Origin of the sequence: Pseudomonas serbiensis, from assembly GCF_030580745.1 — a bacterium.
In the GTDB taxonomy this organism is placed as follows: domain Bacteria; phylum Pseudomonadota; class Gammaproteobacteria; order Pseudomonadales; family Pseudomonadaceae; genus Aquipseudomonas; species Aquipseudomonas serbiensis.
The window spans coordinates 16,045-33,857 of record NZ_JAUQOO010000025.1 but is presented as its reverse complement, the minus strand read 5'-3'; the positions used below and the strand labels follow the sequence as shown (position 1 = coordinate 33,857).

Sequence of the window (17,813 nt, the reverse complement as noted above, 5' to 3'; positions counted from 1 at the left end):
GAACGTCTGGCGTATTTGCTCAAGGACAGCGCGCCGGTGGCAGTGCTGGTCCAGCGTTCGACGGCCAAGGTCTTGGCGCAGCTCAGCACCCCGGTCATTTGCCTGGATGACGGCAGCCTGCAAGGCATGGGGCTGAAGAACCCGCAGGTTGCCGAAGTAACCTCTTCGCACCTGGCCTATGTGATCTACACCTCGGGTTCCACCGGTTTACCGAAGGGCGTGCAGGTTGAGCATCGCAACGTGGCAAGGCTGTTCTCGGCCACTCAGACGTGGTTCGAGTTTGGTCCGACCGATACCTGGGCACTGTTCCACTCGTTTGCCTTCGACTTCTCGGTCTGGGAAATCTGGGGTGCGCTGCTGCATGGCGGTGAGTTGCTGATCGTTCCGCAACTGGTCAGCCGTTCCCCGCAGGAATGCTATGCCTTGATCTGTGAGGCTGGCGTCACGGTGCTCAACCAGACGCCAAGTGCCTTCCGCCAGTTGATTGCTGCCCAGGGTGAAAGTCATCAGGCCCACTCATTGCGTCAGGTGATCTTTGGTGGCGAAGCGCTGGAAACCGGGATTCTCAAGCCTTGGTACGCAAGGCCGGTGAACGCCGGTACTCAGTTAGTAAACATGTATGGCATCACAGAAACCACGGTACACGTAACGTATCGAGCCTTGCAGGCTGCGGATGCTCTGAAGGCAGGCGTCAGCCCGATTGGTATACGAATCCCTGACTTGCAGACCTATGTGCTGGATGCCAATCGTGAGCCAGTGCCGGTCGGTGTTGTGGGTGAGCTATATGTGGGTGGCGCCGGTGTGGCGAGGGGTTACCTGAACCGCCCTGAACTGAATGAAGAGCGGTTTATAGCCGATCCTTTCAGCTCGACCAAGAATGCTCGCCTGTATCGCACTGGCGACCTTGCCCGCTGGACCGCCGAGGGCAGCCTGGATTATCTGGGCCGTAACGACGATCAGGTGAAGATTCGTGGTTTCCGTATCGAGCTGGGTGAAGTCGAGGCGCAGCTTGCGGCCTGCAATGGTGTTCGCGAAGCGGTGGTTATCGCTCGGGAAGACATTCCAGGTGATAAGCGTTTGGTCGCTTATGTGATTCCTGGAGAGGGCGCGACGCCGTCCGCCGCAGAGTTGCGTGACCAACTGTTGCAAACCCTGGCCGAGCATATGCTGCCAAGCGCCTTTGTGACGCTTGAGTCGCTGCCTCTGACCACCAACGGCAAGCTGGATCGCAAGGCCTTGCCAGCGCCGGATCAATCGGCACTGGCAAGCCGTGCCTATGAAGCGCCGCAAGGCAAAGTCGAAATCGCGATTGCCGAACTCTGGCAGGAACTGCTGGATGTTGAGCAGGTGGGGCGTCAGGACCACTTCTTCGAGTTGGGCGGGCATTCGCTGCTGGCAGTGAAGCTGATCGAGCGTATGCGTCAGCAGAACCTCAGCGCCGATGTTCGCGTGCTGTTTGGCCAGCCAACCCTTGAGGCCTTGGCCGCAGCAGTCGGAGGGCAGACGGAAATTCTGGTGCCGGCCAACCGGATTGCCAAAGGTTGTGAGCGGATTACGCCACAGATGCTGCCATTGGTGAGCTTGAGTCAGGAGCAGATCGATGGAGTGGTTGCCAGTGTGCCGGGCGGCGTTGCCAATATTCAGGACATTTACGCACTGGCGCCGTTGCAGGAGGGGATTGTCTATCACCACCTGAGTTCCACCGAGGGCGATCCGTACCTGCAATATGTGCTGTTCGGTTTCGATCAGTTGTCTCGCATCGAAGCTTTCGCCCAGGCTTTGCAGGCTGTTATCGCCCGTCACGACATTCTGCGTACCGGCGTGCTCTGGGAAGGTTTGAACGAGCCGCTGCAAGTGGTCTGGCGTGAGGCGAAACTGGGTGTCGAGGCTGTGAGCCTGAATCCGGCAGAGGGTGATATCGCGGCCCAGTTGCATGCCCGTTTCGACCCGCGTCACTGCCGCCTGGATATTCGTCAGGCACCGCTGATGCGAATTGCCTACGCCCAGGACCCGCTTAACGAGCGTTGGGTTGCCATTCTGTTGTTCCATCACCTGATCGATGATGCGACTTCGTTGGCAGTGCTGTCCCGTGAGATCGAAGCTTGCATGCAGGGCCGTGAACATACGCTGGCAGCCTCGGTGCCTTATCGCAATTACGTGGCTCAGGCCCGTCTGGGTGTCAGTCGTGAAGCCCACGAAGCGTTTTTCGCGAACATGCTGGGTGATATCGATGAGCCAACGCTGCCTTTCGATCTGCATGATGTGCAGGGCGATGGCAGCGGTATCGAAGAATCCCGTCAGCAGGTGGATGCCGACCTGACCCGGCGCTTGCGCCATCAGGCCCGGAGCCTGGGTGTGAGCATGGCCAGCCTCTACCACCTGGCCTGGGCACAGGTGCTGGCACGGATCACTGGCAAGGAAGAGGTGGTGTTCGGCACGGTGCTGATGGGACGGATGCAGGGCGGCGAGGGTGCTGACCGGGCGCTCGGTATGTTTATCAATACCTTGCCGCTGCGGGTGAGTATCGGCGATGTCGATGCCCGCGAAGCGGTCAAGGCCACCCACAAACGCTTGAGCGGCCTGCTTGCCCATGAGCATGCCTCACTGACCCTGGCCCAGCGTTGCAGTGCTGTAAAAGCACCGTTGCCACTGTTCAGTTCCTTGCTCAATTACCGGCACCTCGGTGCCTCCAGATCCAATGAAGGCCTGGAGTCCTGGGATGGCATCCAGTTGCTCAAGGGCGAAGAGCGCACCAACTATCCATTGACCCTGTCGGTGGACGACGAAGGTCTGGGCTTTGCGTTCTCGATCATGACCCCGGCCAATATCGGTGCCAGCCGCGTCTGCGGTTATGTGCAGCAGGCGCTGCTGGGGCTGGCCGATGCGCTGGAGCAGGTGCCTGCAACACGGATGCGCCATGTATCGATCCTGCCTGATCAGGAACGGGACAAGGTGATCTCGGGCTTTAACGCAACCGGGATGGCGTATCCGCTTGATCAGACCATTCATGGCCTGTTCGAGGCTCAGGTCGAGCGTACGCCGCAGGCGATTGCGCTGGTGTCTGGCGATCAGCGTCTGAGCTATGTCGAACTGAATCAGCGTGCCAACCGACTGGCCCATCACCTGCGCAGTCAGGGCGTTGTGCCCGATTCGCGGGTGGCGATCTGCGTCGAACGCGGTATCGATATGGTGGTCGGGCTGCTGGCGATTCTCAAGGCGGGCGGCGGTTATGTGCCGCTGGACCCGGCTTATCCGCTGGAACGACTTGCCTATATGTTGCAGGACAGTGCGCCTGCTGCGGTACTGGCACAGACTGCGACTCTGGGCTTGTTGTCGGCCGCTGATGTGGCTGTGGTCAATCTGGATCAGATCACCTGGCAGAACCAGTCGGCTTCCAATCCGGTTATCGAGGGCCTGACGCCAGCTCATCTGGCCTACGTGATCTATACCTCGGGCTCAACCGGTTTGCCGAAGGGGGTAATGATCGAGCATCGCAATACGGTCAACTTCCTGACCTGGGCGCAGCAGGCGTTTGAGCCAGAAGTTCTGGCCAAAACCCTGTTCTCGACCTCGCTGAACTTCGACCTTGCGGTTTACGAGTGCTTTGCGCCGCTGGCTTCTGGCGGCAGCATTGAAGTGGTCAAGAACGTGCTGGCCCTGCAAGAGGGCGAACATGACGTCACCTTGATCAATACCGTGCCTTCGGCCCTGAAAGCGTTGCTGGAATCGGGTGGCCTTCAAAAGGGCGTGCATACCGTTAACGTAGCGGGTGAAGCGCTCAAGGGGGCTCTGGTTGAAAGGTTATTCGCTGAAACCAGCGTCAAGCGTCTGTGCAACCTCTATGGCCCCTCGGAAACCACCACCTATTCAAGCTGGGTGGCCATGGACCGTGAAGACGGTTTTGCACCCCATATCGGCAAGCCAGTCGCGAATACTCAGTTCTATCTGCTGGATGAGCATCGCCAGCCGGTGCCGCTGGGTGTGACGGGTGAAATCTATATCGGCGGTGCGGGCGTGGCTCGTGGTTACCTGAACCGCGATGACCTCACAGTCGAGCGCTTCCTTGAAGATCCATTCAACGCTGGCGCCCGCATGTATCGCACTGGCGACCTGGGTCGTTGGCTGGCAGATGGCAATATCGAATACCTGGGCCGTAACGACGATCAGGTCAAGATTCGTGGTTTCCGGATTGAGCTGGGCGAGATCGAAGCCAGGCTGGCTCGCCATGAGAGTGTGAAAGAAGCGGTGGTCATGGCCCGTGAAGACGTGCCGGGGGACAAGCGTCTGGTGGCGTATTTCACCTCGACCATTGCCGAAGTCGATCTGGAAACCTTGCGCACTCATCTGCAAGGCCAGTTGCCGGAATACATGGTCCCGGCGGCTTATGTCCATCTTGAAAAACTGCCACTGACGCCAAACGGCAAGCTGGACCGCAAGGCATTGCCTGCGCCAGACCAGCAAGCCCTGATCAGCCGAGGCTATGAAGCGCCGCAAGGCGAAACCGAAATCATCCTGGCGCAGATCTGGGCCGATGTGCTCAAGGTCGAGCGTGTAGGGCGTCATGACCATTTCTTTGAACTGGGCGGTCACTCGTTGCTGGCGGTCAGCCTGATGGAAAGGGTACGTCAGGCAGGCATTGAAGCCGACGTCAAAACCCTGTTTGAACAACCTACCCTCGCGAAATACGCCGCTGCGACGGAAAAAACGGAGATTTTCCTGTGAATTTGATTGATCTGCTGGCAACACTGGAAGAAAAAGGCGTCGAGCTTTCCGTCACGGGTGATCAACTGGCGGTACGCGGCCGCAAGCAATCGATTGCTGAGCCCGCCACCCTGGCATTGCTGCGTGAACACAAGGCAATGCTGATCGAGTCGATCAAGAGCGGCACTTATGCCAGCACCCTGGCGAGCCTGCAAAGCGTGCCCGCCAACGGTATTGTTCCGGGCTGCGAGCGCATCACGCCGGATATGCTGCCGTTGCTGGTCCTGGAGCAGGCGGCCATCGACAGGATCGTGGCCGGCATTCCCGGAGGCACGGCCAATGTTCAGGATATCTACCCGCTGGCGCCGTTGCAGGAAGGGGTTCTCTACCATCACCTGACTGCCGAACGCGGCGACCCTTACGTGTTGCAGGCCGAATTCACCATGGCCAGCCGCGAGCGACTGAATGATTTCGTCGATGCCTTGCAGAGCGTGATCGACCGGCATGACATCTTGCGCACGTCCCTTGCGTGGGAAGGTCTGGAAGAGCCCTTGCAAGTGGTCTGGCGTGAAGCGCAACTGGGTGTCAGGGACATTACCCACGAACTGGGCGAGGGTGAAGTGCTGCCACAGCTCAAGGCACGCTTTGATCCTCGCCACTATCGTCTGGATATCGGGCAGGCGCCGCTATTGCTGTTGGTGGTCAGCGAAGACAAGGCCAATCAGCGCTGGCTGGGCATGCTGCTGTTTCATCACCTGGCCATCGACCATGCGGCACTGGAGATCGTGCAGCGTGAAATGCAGGCATTTTTGACCGGTCAGTCTAAAACCCTCGAAGCCCCTGTGCCTTATCGCAACTATGTGGCGCAGACCCGCCAGCCCGGAAAACGTCAGGGCCACGAAGCGTTTTTCAGCGAGATGCTGGGGGATATGGATGAGCCCACCTTGCCGTTCGGCCAGCAGGATGTACTGGGCGACGGAAATGGAGTCGAAGAGGCGCATTTGACACTGTCTGCCGAACTTGGGCAGCGCCTGCGCGCCCAGACTCGGCAACTGGGCGTCAGCGCGACCAGCCTCTGCCATCTGGCCTGGGCCCGGGTGCTGAGTGTGGTGTCGGGGCGCGACGATGTGGTGTTCGGCACCGTGATGCTGGGCCGTATGCAGGCAACGCAGGCTGCCGGGCAATCCTTGGGCATGTTCATCAACACCTTGCCGCTGCGTGTGCGTATCGGCGGGCAGAGTGCGCGTGACGGGGTCTCGAACACCCACGCCACGCTAACTCAACTGCTGGGTCACGAGCATGCGTCCCTGGCTCTGGCCCAACGTTGCAGCGGCGTTATCGCCCCGACACCGCTATTTAGCGCCTTGTTGAACTACCGGCACAGCACCGACGCCGGGCAACAGCTGGATGCGCAGACACTGGCCGCCTGGCAAGGCATTGAAACCCTGAGTGCGGAAGAGCGGACCAACTACCCGCTGATTCTGTCCGTGGATGACTTTGGCGAGCACTTTGCGCTCAACGTGCAGGCTTCTGTGCAGATCGGTGCGCAACGTGTTGCAGGTTATATGTCAGCCGCTCTGACAAATCTGGTCAGCGCTCTGGAGGCCGGGGGTAAAACAGAGCTGACGGATATTTCGGTATTGCCGCAAGCCGAGCGTGAGCAACTGCTGCATGGCTTCAACGACAGTGCCGTTGACTATCCACGCGACAGCTCCGTCCAGGCCTTGTTTGAAAGGCAAGTGGCCGAACGGCCTGAAGCGGTTGCGGCAGTCCATGGCAAACAGGCGCTGACCTATGCCGACCTCAATGTCCGGGCCAATCGCCTGGCACACCATCTGATTGGCCAGGGCGTGATTGCAGGCGATGCGGTTGCGATTCTGCTGCCGCGCTCGCTGGATCTGCTGGTAGCGCAACTGGCAATCATCAAGTGCGCAGCCATTTATGTGCCGTTGGATATCAATGCACCGCAGGAACGTCAGGCCTTTATGGTGCAGGACAGCAATGCTCGCCATGTGCTGACCCATGGAGAGCTGGCAGTGCCGCAAGGCGTTGCTCGCATTGATCTGGACAGCCTTGATCTGGCTCAGCAGCCCGATAACAACCCGGAACTGGCCTGCTCCAGCGAAAGTGCCGCCTACATCATGTACACCTCGGGTTCCACCGGAACGCCAAAAGGTGTGCTGGTCCCGCATCGCGCCATTGCCCGGCTGGTGATCAATAACGGCTATGCCGATTTCAACGCGCATGACCGGGTGGCGTTTGCCTCGAACCCGGCGTTTGACGCCAGTACCCTGGATGTCTGGGCACCGTTGCTCAATGGCGGCAGTGTTGTGGTTGTCGATCAGGATGTACTGCTGTCGCTGCCTGAGTTCCGGGCTCTGTTGCTGGAACAGTCGGTTAGCGTTTTGTGGATGACAGCCGGTCTGTTTCATCAATACGCCTCGGGCCTCTACGATGCCTTTGCCCAGTTGCGTTACTTGATTGTCGGCGGCGATGTGCTCGATCCTTCGATCATTGCTCAGGTCTTGAAGCACGGCGCGCCTCAGCATCTGCTCAATGGCTATGGCCCGACCGAAGCAACGACCTTCTCGGCAACCCATGAAATCAAGGCCGTGGGCGAGGGCAGTATTCCGATTGGCAAGCCGCTGGCCAATACCCGGTTGTACGTACTGGATGCCCGTCAGCAGCCGGTTCCGCTAGGCGTGACTGGCGAGCTGTATATCGGCGGCGATGGTGTAGCACTCGGTTACCTGAATCGCGCAGACCTTACCGAGCAGGTTTTTGTTACCGATCCCTTCAGCAATGACCCAGCCGCCCGCCTGTATCGCACTGGCGACCTGGCCTGCTGGCTGTCTGACGGTTCGGTGGAATACCGTGGCCGTAATGACAATCAGGTCAAGATCCGTGGTTTCCGCATCGAACCGGGCGAGATCGAGGCCAGACTGGCGCGCCATGAGGCCGTAAAAGATGCGGTGGTTCTGGTTCGCGAGGACATGCCGGGTGACAAGCGTCTGGTGGCGTATTTCACCTCGACCGTTGCCGAAGTCGATCTGGAGGCACTGCGCACCCATCTGCAAAGCCAATTGCCGGACTATATGGTCCCGGCAGCCTATGTTCATCTGGATAGCCTGCCGCTGACCAATAACGGCAAGCTGGACCGCAAGGCGCTTCCGGCCCCAGACCAGCAAGCCCTGATCAGCCGTGGCTACGAAGCCCCTCAAGGCGAAACCGAAACCACCCTGGCGCAGATCTGGGCTGAAGTGCTGCAAGTCGAGCGTGTAGGGCGGTTCGATCATTTCTTTGAACTGGGCGGTCATTCGCTGCTGGCGGTCAAGCTGATCGAAAAAATGCGTCAGCAAGGGCTCAGCGCTGATGTTCGGGTCCTGTTTGGCCAGCCAACCTTGATGGCACTGGCTGCTGCGGTGGGCAGCGGTACGGAAATCCGTGTGCCGACCAACCTGATCGAGCCGGGCTGCACGCGGATCACGCCGGATATGCTGCCTCTGGTCGAACTGGACCAGAACACCCTTGATCTTGTCGTGGCAACGGTGCCCGGCGGTGCTGCCAATGTGCAGGATATCTATCCGCTGGCACCGCTTCAGCAAGGCATTCTTTACCATCACATCAGCGCCGAACAGGGCGACCCCTATGTGTTGCAGGCAACCTTCTCGGTCAAGAGCCGGGAGCGTCTCGATGCCTTTGCCGATGCGTTGCGTCATGTCATCCGGCGCCACGACATTCTGCGTACTGCCGTGGTCTGGCAAGGGCTGAGCGAGCCGCTGCAAGTGGTCTGGCGTGAGGCTGAGCTGGTCGTGGAGTTCCTTAAACCGGACCCTCGCAATGGCGCTATTGGCGAGCAACTGAGCGAACGTTTCGCCAGCAGCCACTATCGTCTCGATCTGGCCGAGGCTCCCTTGATCCGTCTGGCCTGTGCCCGTGACGGCGACGGCTGGGTCATGCTGCTGATCTTCCATCACCTGGCGCTGGACCATACCGCACTGGATGTGGTGCGTGAGGAAATGCAGGCCTTCATGCTGGGCGAAGCCGATGCGTTGCCCGCTGCCGTGCCATACCGCAACTATGTGGCTCAAGCCCGCCTGGGGATGGGGCAGCAGGAGCACGAAGCCTTTTTCCGCGACATGCTGGGCGATGTCGATGAGCCTACGCTGGCTTACGGCCAGGCCTCGTTGCCTGATGACGGCGGCCATATCGAAGAAGCCCGTGTGCAACTGGATATCGAACTGTGTCGCCGGATTCGTGTGCAGGCTCGCCAGCTTGGCGTCAGTGCCGCCAGCCTGATGCATCTGGTCTGGGCACTGGTGGCCGGCAAGGCCAGCGGCCGTACTCAGGCGGTGTTCGGCACGGTGCTTATGGGCCGCATGCAGGGCGGCGACGGTGCCGACCGTGCCTTGGGCATGTTCATCAACACGCTGCCGCTGCGGGTGGATATCGATGGGCGTAGCGTGGTCGAGGGTGTGAAATCCACCCATGCACGCCTCAGCGCACTGCTTGGCCACGAACATGCTTCGCTGGCGCTCGCGCAACGCAGCAGTGCCGTGGCGGCGCCTTCGCCACTGTTCAACTCATTGCTCAATTATCGCCATAGCGCAGCCGACGTTACTTCCAGACAGGCGTTGTCGGCCTGGGACGGTATCGAAAGCCTGAGCAACGAAGAGCGCACCAACTATCCACTGGCCATTTCCGTGGATGACCTGGGTGAAAGCTTTACCGTCAGCGTGCTGGCGATGCAGGAAATCGGTGCCCGGCGCGTCTGCGACACCTTTGCCTACACGTTGCAGCAACTGGTCGCGGCCCTTGATGAGCGCCCGCATACTTCGCTGTATGACGTGTCGGTCATTGCACCCCTGGAGCGTCAGCGCCTGCTTGAAGAGTTCAACGCCACCACCACGGATTATCCAAGGGACCAGACATTACAGCCCCTGTTCGAAGCGCAGGTTGCCGAGCGACCTGAAGCCGTTGCCGCCGTCCACGGCGAACAGACACTGACCTACGCCGAACTCAATCGCCGAGCCAACCGTCTGGCCCATTACCTGAAAGGGCTCGGGGTTAACGCGGGCGATGCAGTGGCGATCTTGCTGCCGCGTTCGCTGGACCTGCTGGTTGCGCAACTGGCAATCACCAAATGTGCCGCCCTCTACGTGCCGCTGGACGTCAATGCACCGCTGGACCGTCAGGCCTTCATGGTCCGGGACAGCGGTGCCCGGCAGTTGCTGACCCATCATGGTCGTGAGATTCCAGACGGCGCCGAGCGCCTGGATCTGGATCGACTCGATGTAAGCAACCAGCCGGATCATGATCCCCAGAACAGCTGCACGGCGGAGTCAGCGGCTTACATCATGTACACCTCGGGCTCTACCGGTACGCCCAAAGGGGTGATCGTCGCGCACCGTGGCATTGTAAAACTGGTGCGCAATAACGGTTTTGCCGATTTCAACCACAAAGACCGCCTGGCATTTGCGTCGAACCCGGCGTTTGACGCCAGCACCCTGGAAGTCTGGGCTGCGTTGCTCAATGGCGGACAAGTGGTGGTGATCGATCATGAACTGCTGCTGGACCCGCCGCGTCTGGCCGAAGAGCTGGTGGCGAAGGCCGTGACATCGCTGTTTGTGACCACGGCAGTGTTTAATCAGTACGTGAGCCTGATCGGCAAAACCCTGGCCGGCCTGCGTATTCTGATGTGTGGCGGTGAGCGTGCCGACCCGCAAGTGTTCCGGGACTTGCTGGCCATTGCTCCGGACCTGCGTTTGATCCACTGCTATGGCCCGACGGAAACCACTACTTACGCGACAACCCTGCACGTGACCGATGTGCCGCTGGAAATGAGCAATGTGCCCATCGGCAAACCGCTGGCCAATACTCAGGTGTATGTGCTGGATGCCCGTCAGCAGCCGGTTCCGATCGGGGTCGCCGGGGAAATCTGCATTGGCGGCGACGGTGTTGCACGGGGTTATCTGAATCGTCCCGAACTGAATGCCCAGTCGTTTATCGCTGACCCGTTCAGCCGCGTCGAGGGCGCGCGTCTCTATCGCTCCGGCGACCGTGGTTGCTGGCGTGCGGATGGCAGCCTTGAGCACCTTGGCCGCGGTGACGGCCAAGTGAAACTGCGCGGTTTTCGTATCGAGCCGGGTGAGATCGATGCGCGTCTGAAAGCCTGCCCGGGCGTTCATCAGGCATCGGTCGTGATACGCGAAGACGTGCCGGGGCAAAAGCAACTGGTGGCGTATTACACCGCCGAATCAGCCAGTTCGCAGCTGACTGCTCAGAGTGTCCAGGCCTGGTTGCGTGAGGCTCTGCCGGAATACATGGTGCCTTCTGCCTTTGTATGTCTTGAGCACTGGCCCTTGAACAACAACGGCAAGCTTGACCAGAAGGCGCTGCCTGTCCCTGACGCGCAGGCACTGACCAGCAGTGTCTACGAGGCGCCAGAGGGTGAGGTCGAAACCCTGCTGGCCCACATCTGGTCACAGGTGCTGAAGGTGGAGCGCGTAGGGCGCTTCGATAACTTCTTTACCTTGGGCGGCCATTCGCTGCTGGCGGTGACGCTGATCGAGCGCATGCGCCAGGAAGGTCTGCGCGCCGATATCAAGGTTCTGTTCAACCAGCCTACGCTGGCGGCACTGGCTGCTTCGCTGACGACGGAACAGGATATTCAGGTACCCGCCAACCTGATCCCGGCTGACTGCCAGCGTATCGAACCCTGGATGCTGCCTATGGCCAGTCTTGAGCAGACGGCCATCGACGATATCGTCGCTGCCGTGCCGGGCGGTGTGGCCAATGTGCAGGACATCTATGCGCTTGCGCCGTTGCAGGAAGGCATCCTGTATCACCATGTCGCTTCCCGCCAGGGCGACCCGTTCATCCTGCAGTCCTTGCTGGCGCTGGACAGTGAAGAGCGTCTGCAAGCGCTTACCCGTGCATTCCAGAAGGTTATCGATCGTCATGACATCCTGCGCACGGCGGTGTTCTGGAAAGGCCTGGAAGCTCCGGTTCAAGTGGTGCTGCGTACGGCAACCCTGACCAGCGAGCGCGTTGAACTGGACCCGGCCGCAGGCGATATCGTCGAGCAGATGCGTGAGCGGTTCGCCGCTCGCAACGTGCGCATGGACATCAGCAAGGCTCCGCTGGTCTGCATGCCTTACGCCTGGGATCCGCTGAATCAGCGCTATGTGGTGGCGTTGATTCTTCATCACCTGATCATGGACCACGTGGCTTTCGAGGTGGTGGTCTCTGAAATTCAGAGCCTGTTGCTGGATGAAACCGCACCATTGCCGGTACCGGTTCCGTATCGCAACTACATCGCTCAGGTACGCCTGGGTGCCGATGAGGCTGCTCATGAGCGTTTCTTCCGCGACATGTTGCAAGCAGTGGAAGAGCCCACCTTGCCGTTTGGCAAGCAGGTGTCGGAAGGTGCCGTGGATGAAGTCCGGCAGAGTGTGAGCGGCGATGTCAGCCGACGCGCTCGCAGCCTTGCCCGTAATCTGGGGGTCAGTGCGGCCAGCCTCTATCACCTGGCGTGGGGCCTGGTAGTGGGCCAGGTTTCGGCGAGTGACGATGTGGTGTTCGGCTCCGTACTGGTGGGCAGGATGCGTGGCGGTGAAGGTGCCGACCGGGCACTGGGCATGTTCATCAACACCTTGCCGATCCGTGTGGAGCTGGGGCAGGAGGCCGTGACTCAGGCAGTCAGGCAGGTGCATGCGCGCCTGACCGGTCTGCTGGAACATGAGCACGCATCCCTGGCACTGGCCCAGCGTTGCAGTGGCGTCGCTGCGCCAACGCCGTTGTTCAGTGCATTGCTCAACTTCCGCCATAGCCCGGCAGATGACTCGGTTCAGGCTCAGACTGCCTGGCAGGGTATTCAGGGCCTTGAAGCCCATGAGCACACGGCTTATCCGTTGACGCTGGCGGTAGACGATACGGGAGAAACTGTTGTTCTGACCGTGCAGGCTACCTCTGGAATCAATGCCGAAAACCTCTGCGATTACATGCAGTCTGCGTTGCAGAAACTGGTAGAGGCGCTTGAGCAGGCACCACTGACAGCCTTGAATAGTCTTTCGATATTGCCGCAGGCCGAACGGAATCGTGTGCTGCACACCTTCAACGCCACACAGCACGACTACCCTCGCGATGAACTGATCCACGGGCTGTTCGAGCAGCAGGTCGAACGTACGCCTGATGCGGCTGCGGTCAGCGACCATAACGGCCGGTCGTTGAGCTACGAGGCGCTTAATCAGCGTGCCAACCAGTTGGCCCATCAACTGATCAAGCAAGGTGTAACACCGGATGCCCGGGTCGCCGTGGCCCTGCGCCGTAGCAACGAGCTGGTGGTCGCGCTTCTGGCAATCCTCAAGGCCGGTGGCGCGTACGTGCCGATAGACCCGGACCTGCCGGACAATCGCCGGGACTATATGCTCGACGACAGCGCACCGGTGGCGATGCTGACCTCAGAGGCATTGCTGGATAACGTCGCACGGGCAGACATTCCCGTGCTGCTGGTTGACGAAGATGTGGACCGCTCCGAGTTTCCGCACACCAATCCAGCCCCGGCATTGCTGGGCCTTGAAGCCACGCACCTGGCTTATGTGCTGTACACCTCAGGCTCCACCGGCAAACCCAAAGGTGTGATGAACGAACACCGGGGCGTGGTCAACCGCCTGCTATGGGCACGGGACGAATATCGGGTCAATGAAACCGACCGAGTGCTTCAAAAGACACCTTTCGGTTTTGACGTATCGGTCTGGGAATTCTTCCTGCCGCTGCTGACCGGCGCTCATCTCTACATGGCGCGCCCTGGCGGCCATCAGGACCCTGGCTATCTGGCACAGGTCATGCGCGAGCAAAACATCACCCTGTTGCACTTCGTCCCCTCGATGCTGGAAGTGTTCCTGGAGCATGGCGACAATCAGGGTTTTACCGCCCTGAGCCGCGTGCTGTGCAGTGGTGAAGCCTTGCCTCGCAGTCTGCAGAAACGTTTCGAGGAGCAACTGGCACCGGTCGAGCTGCATAACCTTTACGGCCCGACCGAAGCCGCCATCGACGTTACGTCCTGGCACTGCCGCCCGAGCGACGAAGGCGACAGCGTGCCCATCGGCCGGCCTATCGCCAATATCCAGATCTACATCCTCGATCCCCATGGCCAGCCAACACCTGTGGGTGTTGCGGGTGAAATCAACATTGGTGGCGTGGGCGTTGCCCGTGGCTACCTGAACCTGCCTGAACTGAGCGCCGAACGCTTTGTGCGTGATCCGCTCTCCAGCGACCCGCATGCTCGCCTGTACAAGACCGGCGACCTGGGCCGCTGGCTGGACAATGGCGCGGTGGAATACATCGGGCGTAACGACTTCCAGGTCAAGATCCGTGGCCAGCGCATCGAGCTGGGCGAGATCGAAGCCAGGCTGGCCCTGCACGAGGCCATCAAGGAAGCTGTGGTGCTGGCTCGCGATGGCGCCACTGGCGACAAGATTCTGGTGGCTTACTTCACCTTGCGCACCGGCTCGACTCTGGAAATCCATGAGCTGCGCAGCCATTTGCAGATTCACCTTCCCGATTACATGGTGCCCACTTCCTTTATCGGGCTGGATGCCTTGCCACTTACGGCCAATGGCAAGCTGGATCGCGGCCGCTTGCCTGCGCCCGAGGCGAACGACGTGATCAGCCGCAGTTTCGAGGCACCTCGGGGCGAAGTGGAAATCACTCTGGCAGAACTCTGGCAAAACCTGCTTAAAGTCCCTCAAGTGGGGCGTGAAGACCACTTCTTCGAGCTGGGTGGTCATTCGTTGCTGGCCATGCGTCTGGTTTCGCAGGTCCGCCAGCAGTGGGGCGTGGAGCTGCAACTGGCCGAGCTGTTTGCCCATCCGCAATTACATGCAGTGGCCGGGCAGATTACCCTCGCGACACGCAGCACCTGGCCGGATATCACACCGGTTTCCCGTGATGAAGAATTGCCGCTCTCGTTCGCTCAGCAGCGCTTGTTGTTCCTGGCAAAGATGGAGGGTGCCAGCGCGGCCTACCATTTGCCGGCCGGTCTGCGCTTGAAAGGCGTACTCGACGTGTCGGCCCTGCAGCGTGCTCTGGACCGGATCGTGGCGCGTCATGAGGCCTTGCGGACGTGTTTCGTACAGCCTGCTGGCAGTGCGGCGTTGCAACGAATCTTGCCAGCACACAGCGGTTTTACGCTGACTCATGTGGACCTTTCGGGGCACGACGAGCCGTCCGTGGCACTGGACGAGTTGACCGCTCAAGAGGCGCAGCAGGCCTTCGATCTGCAACAGGGGCCGCTGATTCGTGGCCAGTTGATTCGACTGGCGACCGAAGAGCATGTGCTGCTGGTAACCATGCACCATATCGTTTCCGATGGCTGGTCCATGGGCGTGCTGACGGCCGAGCTGGGCGCTCTCTACGCGGCCTTTGTGCAAGGCGAGCCGGACCCTCTGCCGCAACTGGCCGTGCAATACGCCGACTATGCCGTCTGGCAGCGTCGCCTGCTGGACAGCGAAGCCTTGCAGGCCCAGACCGACTGGTGGCGCAAGGCACTGGCACAGGCTCCGGCGGTGCTGACGCTGCCGACCGATCAACCACGCCCGGCGTTGCAGGACTATTCGGGTGCTGCGATACCAGTCTGCTTCGACACGCAGTTGACCGCGCAGCTTCAGGACTTGAGCAAGCGCCACGGCACCACGTTGTACATGACCGTGCTGGCCGCCTGGGCGGCCACGCTCGGGCGTTTGTCAGGCCAGGAGCACGTGGTCATCGGCTCGCCGGTTGCCAACCGCATGAACGCAGAGATCGAAGGGCTTATCGGCCTGTTCGTCAACACCCTTGCATTGCCGATCGATTTGTCCGGAAAACCCGACTTTACCGAACTGCTGCGCCGGGTCAGGCAGTTGTCCCTGGAAGCTCAGGCTCGTCAGGCATTGCCATTCGAGCATGTGGTCGAGGTGGTCAAACCGGTGCGTAGCCTGTCACACAGTCCATTGTTCCAGGCCATGTTGTCGTGGCAGAACAACGAGAATGTCGATCTGATGCTGGGCGACCTGACACTGGAGGGCATTGGTGCGCCGAGAAACAGCGCCAAGTTTGACCTGTCCCTGGATCTTGGAGAGATCAATGGCCAGTTGCAGGGCAGTCTGGAGTTCGCCACGGCCTTGTTCTACCCGGAAACCGTCGAGCGCTATCGCGGCTATCTGGAAAGCCTGCTGCGAGCCATGGTGGCCGATGCCGAACAGGCCGTGCACGGTGTTGCGTTGCCAGGGGAGGCAGAGCGTCTGCATCTGGCGCGTTTCAACGACACACACCATTACTATCCACCGGCACAAACCATTCACGGCCTTTTCGAGGCGCAGGTACTGCGTACACCTGATGCTCCTGCGCTGATCCATGGCCATGAGCAACTGAACTATCGGCAGTTGAACGAACGAGCCAATCGTCTGGCCTGGCATTTGCGCGCACATGGCGTCGAGCCAGATGCCAGGGTGGCGATCTGCATGGAGCGCGGCACGGAAATGGTGGTCGGCCTGCTGGCTATCCTCAAGGCGGGTGGCGGTTATGTGCCGCTGGACCCGGCGTATCCCGTCGAGCGTATCGCCTACATGCTGGAGGACAGCGCACCGACAGTGGTGCTGGCTCATGGGTCGACCCTTGGCCTGCTGTCTGCCACGCCTGCACCGGTGATCGATCTGGACAGCAGAACCTGGCTCGGACAACCGCTGGAAAACCCGGATGTTCCCGGGCTGAGCGCTGCCCATCTGGCCTATGTGATTTACACCTCCGGTTCCACCGGCATGCCCAAAGGCGTGATGATCGAGCACCGCAACACGGTCAACTTCCTGAGCTGGGCCAAGCGCGCTTTCGAGCCGGCAGTGCTTGCCAGGACACTGTTCTCCACTTCGTTGAACTTCGACCTGGCGGTCTACGAGTGCTTTGCTCCGTTGACAACCGGTGGTTGCATCGATCTTGTGCAGAATGCGCTTGAATTGCAGCGAAATGAGCGCGATATCACGATGATCAATACCGTGCCTTCGGCGCTCAAGGCGCTGTTGGAATCCAGCGGGCTGGGGCAGGGCGTGCATACGGTCAACGTGGCAGGCGAAGCGCTCAAGCGCAGTCTGGTGGAAAAACTGTTCGAGCTGACTCAGGTCAAGCGTCTGTGCAACCTCTATGGCCCTTCGGAAACCACTACTTACTCAAGCTGGGTCGCCATGAGCCGGGAAGACGGTTTCAGCGCGCATATCGGCAAACCCATCGCCAATACTCAATTCCATGTGCTGGACGAATACCTGAACCCGGTGCCGCTGGGTGTTGCGGGCGAACTCTTCATTGGCGGGGCTGGCGTGGCGCGGGGTTATCTCAACCGTGACGACCTGACCGCCCAGCGTTTCCTCGATGATCCGTTCAGCAGTGTCCCTGGCGCTCGCATGTATCGCACCGGGGATCTGGGCCGCTGGCTGGCAGACGGCAATATCGAGTACCTGGGCCGTAACGACGATCAGGTGAAGATTCGCGGTTTCCGTATCGAGCTTGGGGAAATCGAAGCGCGCCTGGCCCGACACGAAGCTGTGCGGGACGTGGTGGTCGTGGCCCGTGAAGACGAGCCGGGGGATGTGCGGCTGGTAGCGTATTACACGCCGCAGAGCGCGAAAATTCTGGTCGACAGTGGTTTGTTGCGCGCCCACCTGCAGGCGCAATTGCCTGAGTATATGGTCCCCGCAGCTTACGTACGCCTGGATGCCATGCCGCTGACACCCAATGGCAAGCTGGATCGCAAGCTGTTGCCGTTGCCTGACAGCAACGCTTACGTGACTCATCGTTACGAAGCGCCTCAGGGTGAAACCGAAACCTGGCTGGCCATGCTCTGGGCCGAGTTGCTGAAGGTGGAGCGAGTGGGGCGTCATGACCATTTCTTCGAGCTGGGCGGGCATTCGCTGTTGGCGGTCAGCCTCATCGAACGCATGCGTCATGAAGGGCTGGAAGCCGACGTTCGTGTGCTGTTCGGGCAGTCGACGCTGGCTGCGGTGGCGGCTTCGGTGGTGCCCCTGCGCACCCTTGAAGTTTCGGCATCCCGGGTACCGACCCAGCAGCGCAAACGCCGCATCTGA

General features: G+C 60.3%; 2 protein-coding genes (1 of these 2 running past the window's edge). Both read left to right on the top strand.

Annotated elements, in window-relative coordinates; translation table 11 throughout:
* Positions 1-4,722, top strand: the 3' portion of a protein-coding gene (locus tag Q6A51_RS24165; RefSeq protein ID WP_304575897.1) for a non-ribosomal peptide synthase/polyketide synthase. The gene continues 24,207 nt to the left of window position 1, outside the view; only the last 4,722 of its 28,929 coding nucleotides appear in the window; the start codon falls outside the window, past its left edge; it ends in the stop codon at positions 4,720-4,722.
* Positions 4,719-17,813, top strand: coding sequence for a non-ribosomal peptide synthetase (locus Q6A51_RS24160; RefSeq protein WP_304575896.1), 13,095 nt, complete (start codon positions 4,719-4,721; stop codon positions 17,811-17,813). The genes Q6A51_RS24165 and Q6A51_RS24160 overlap by 4 nt, the downstream gene beginning before the upstream one ends.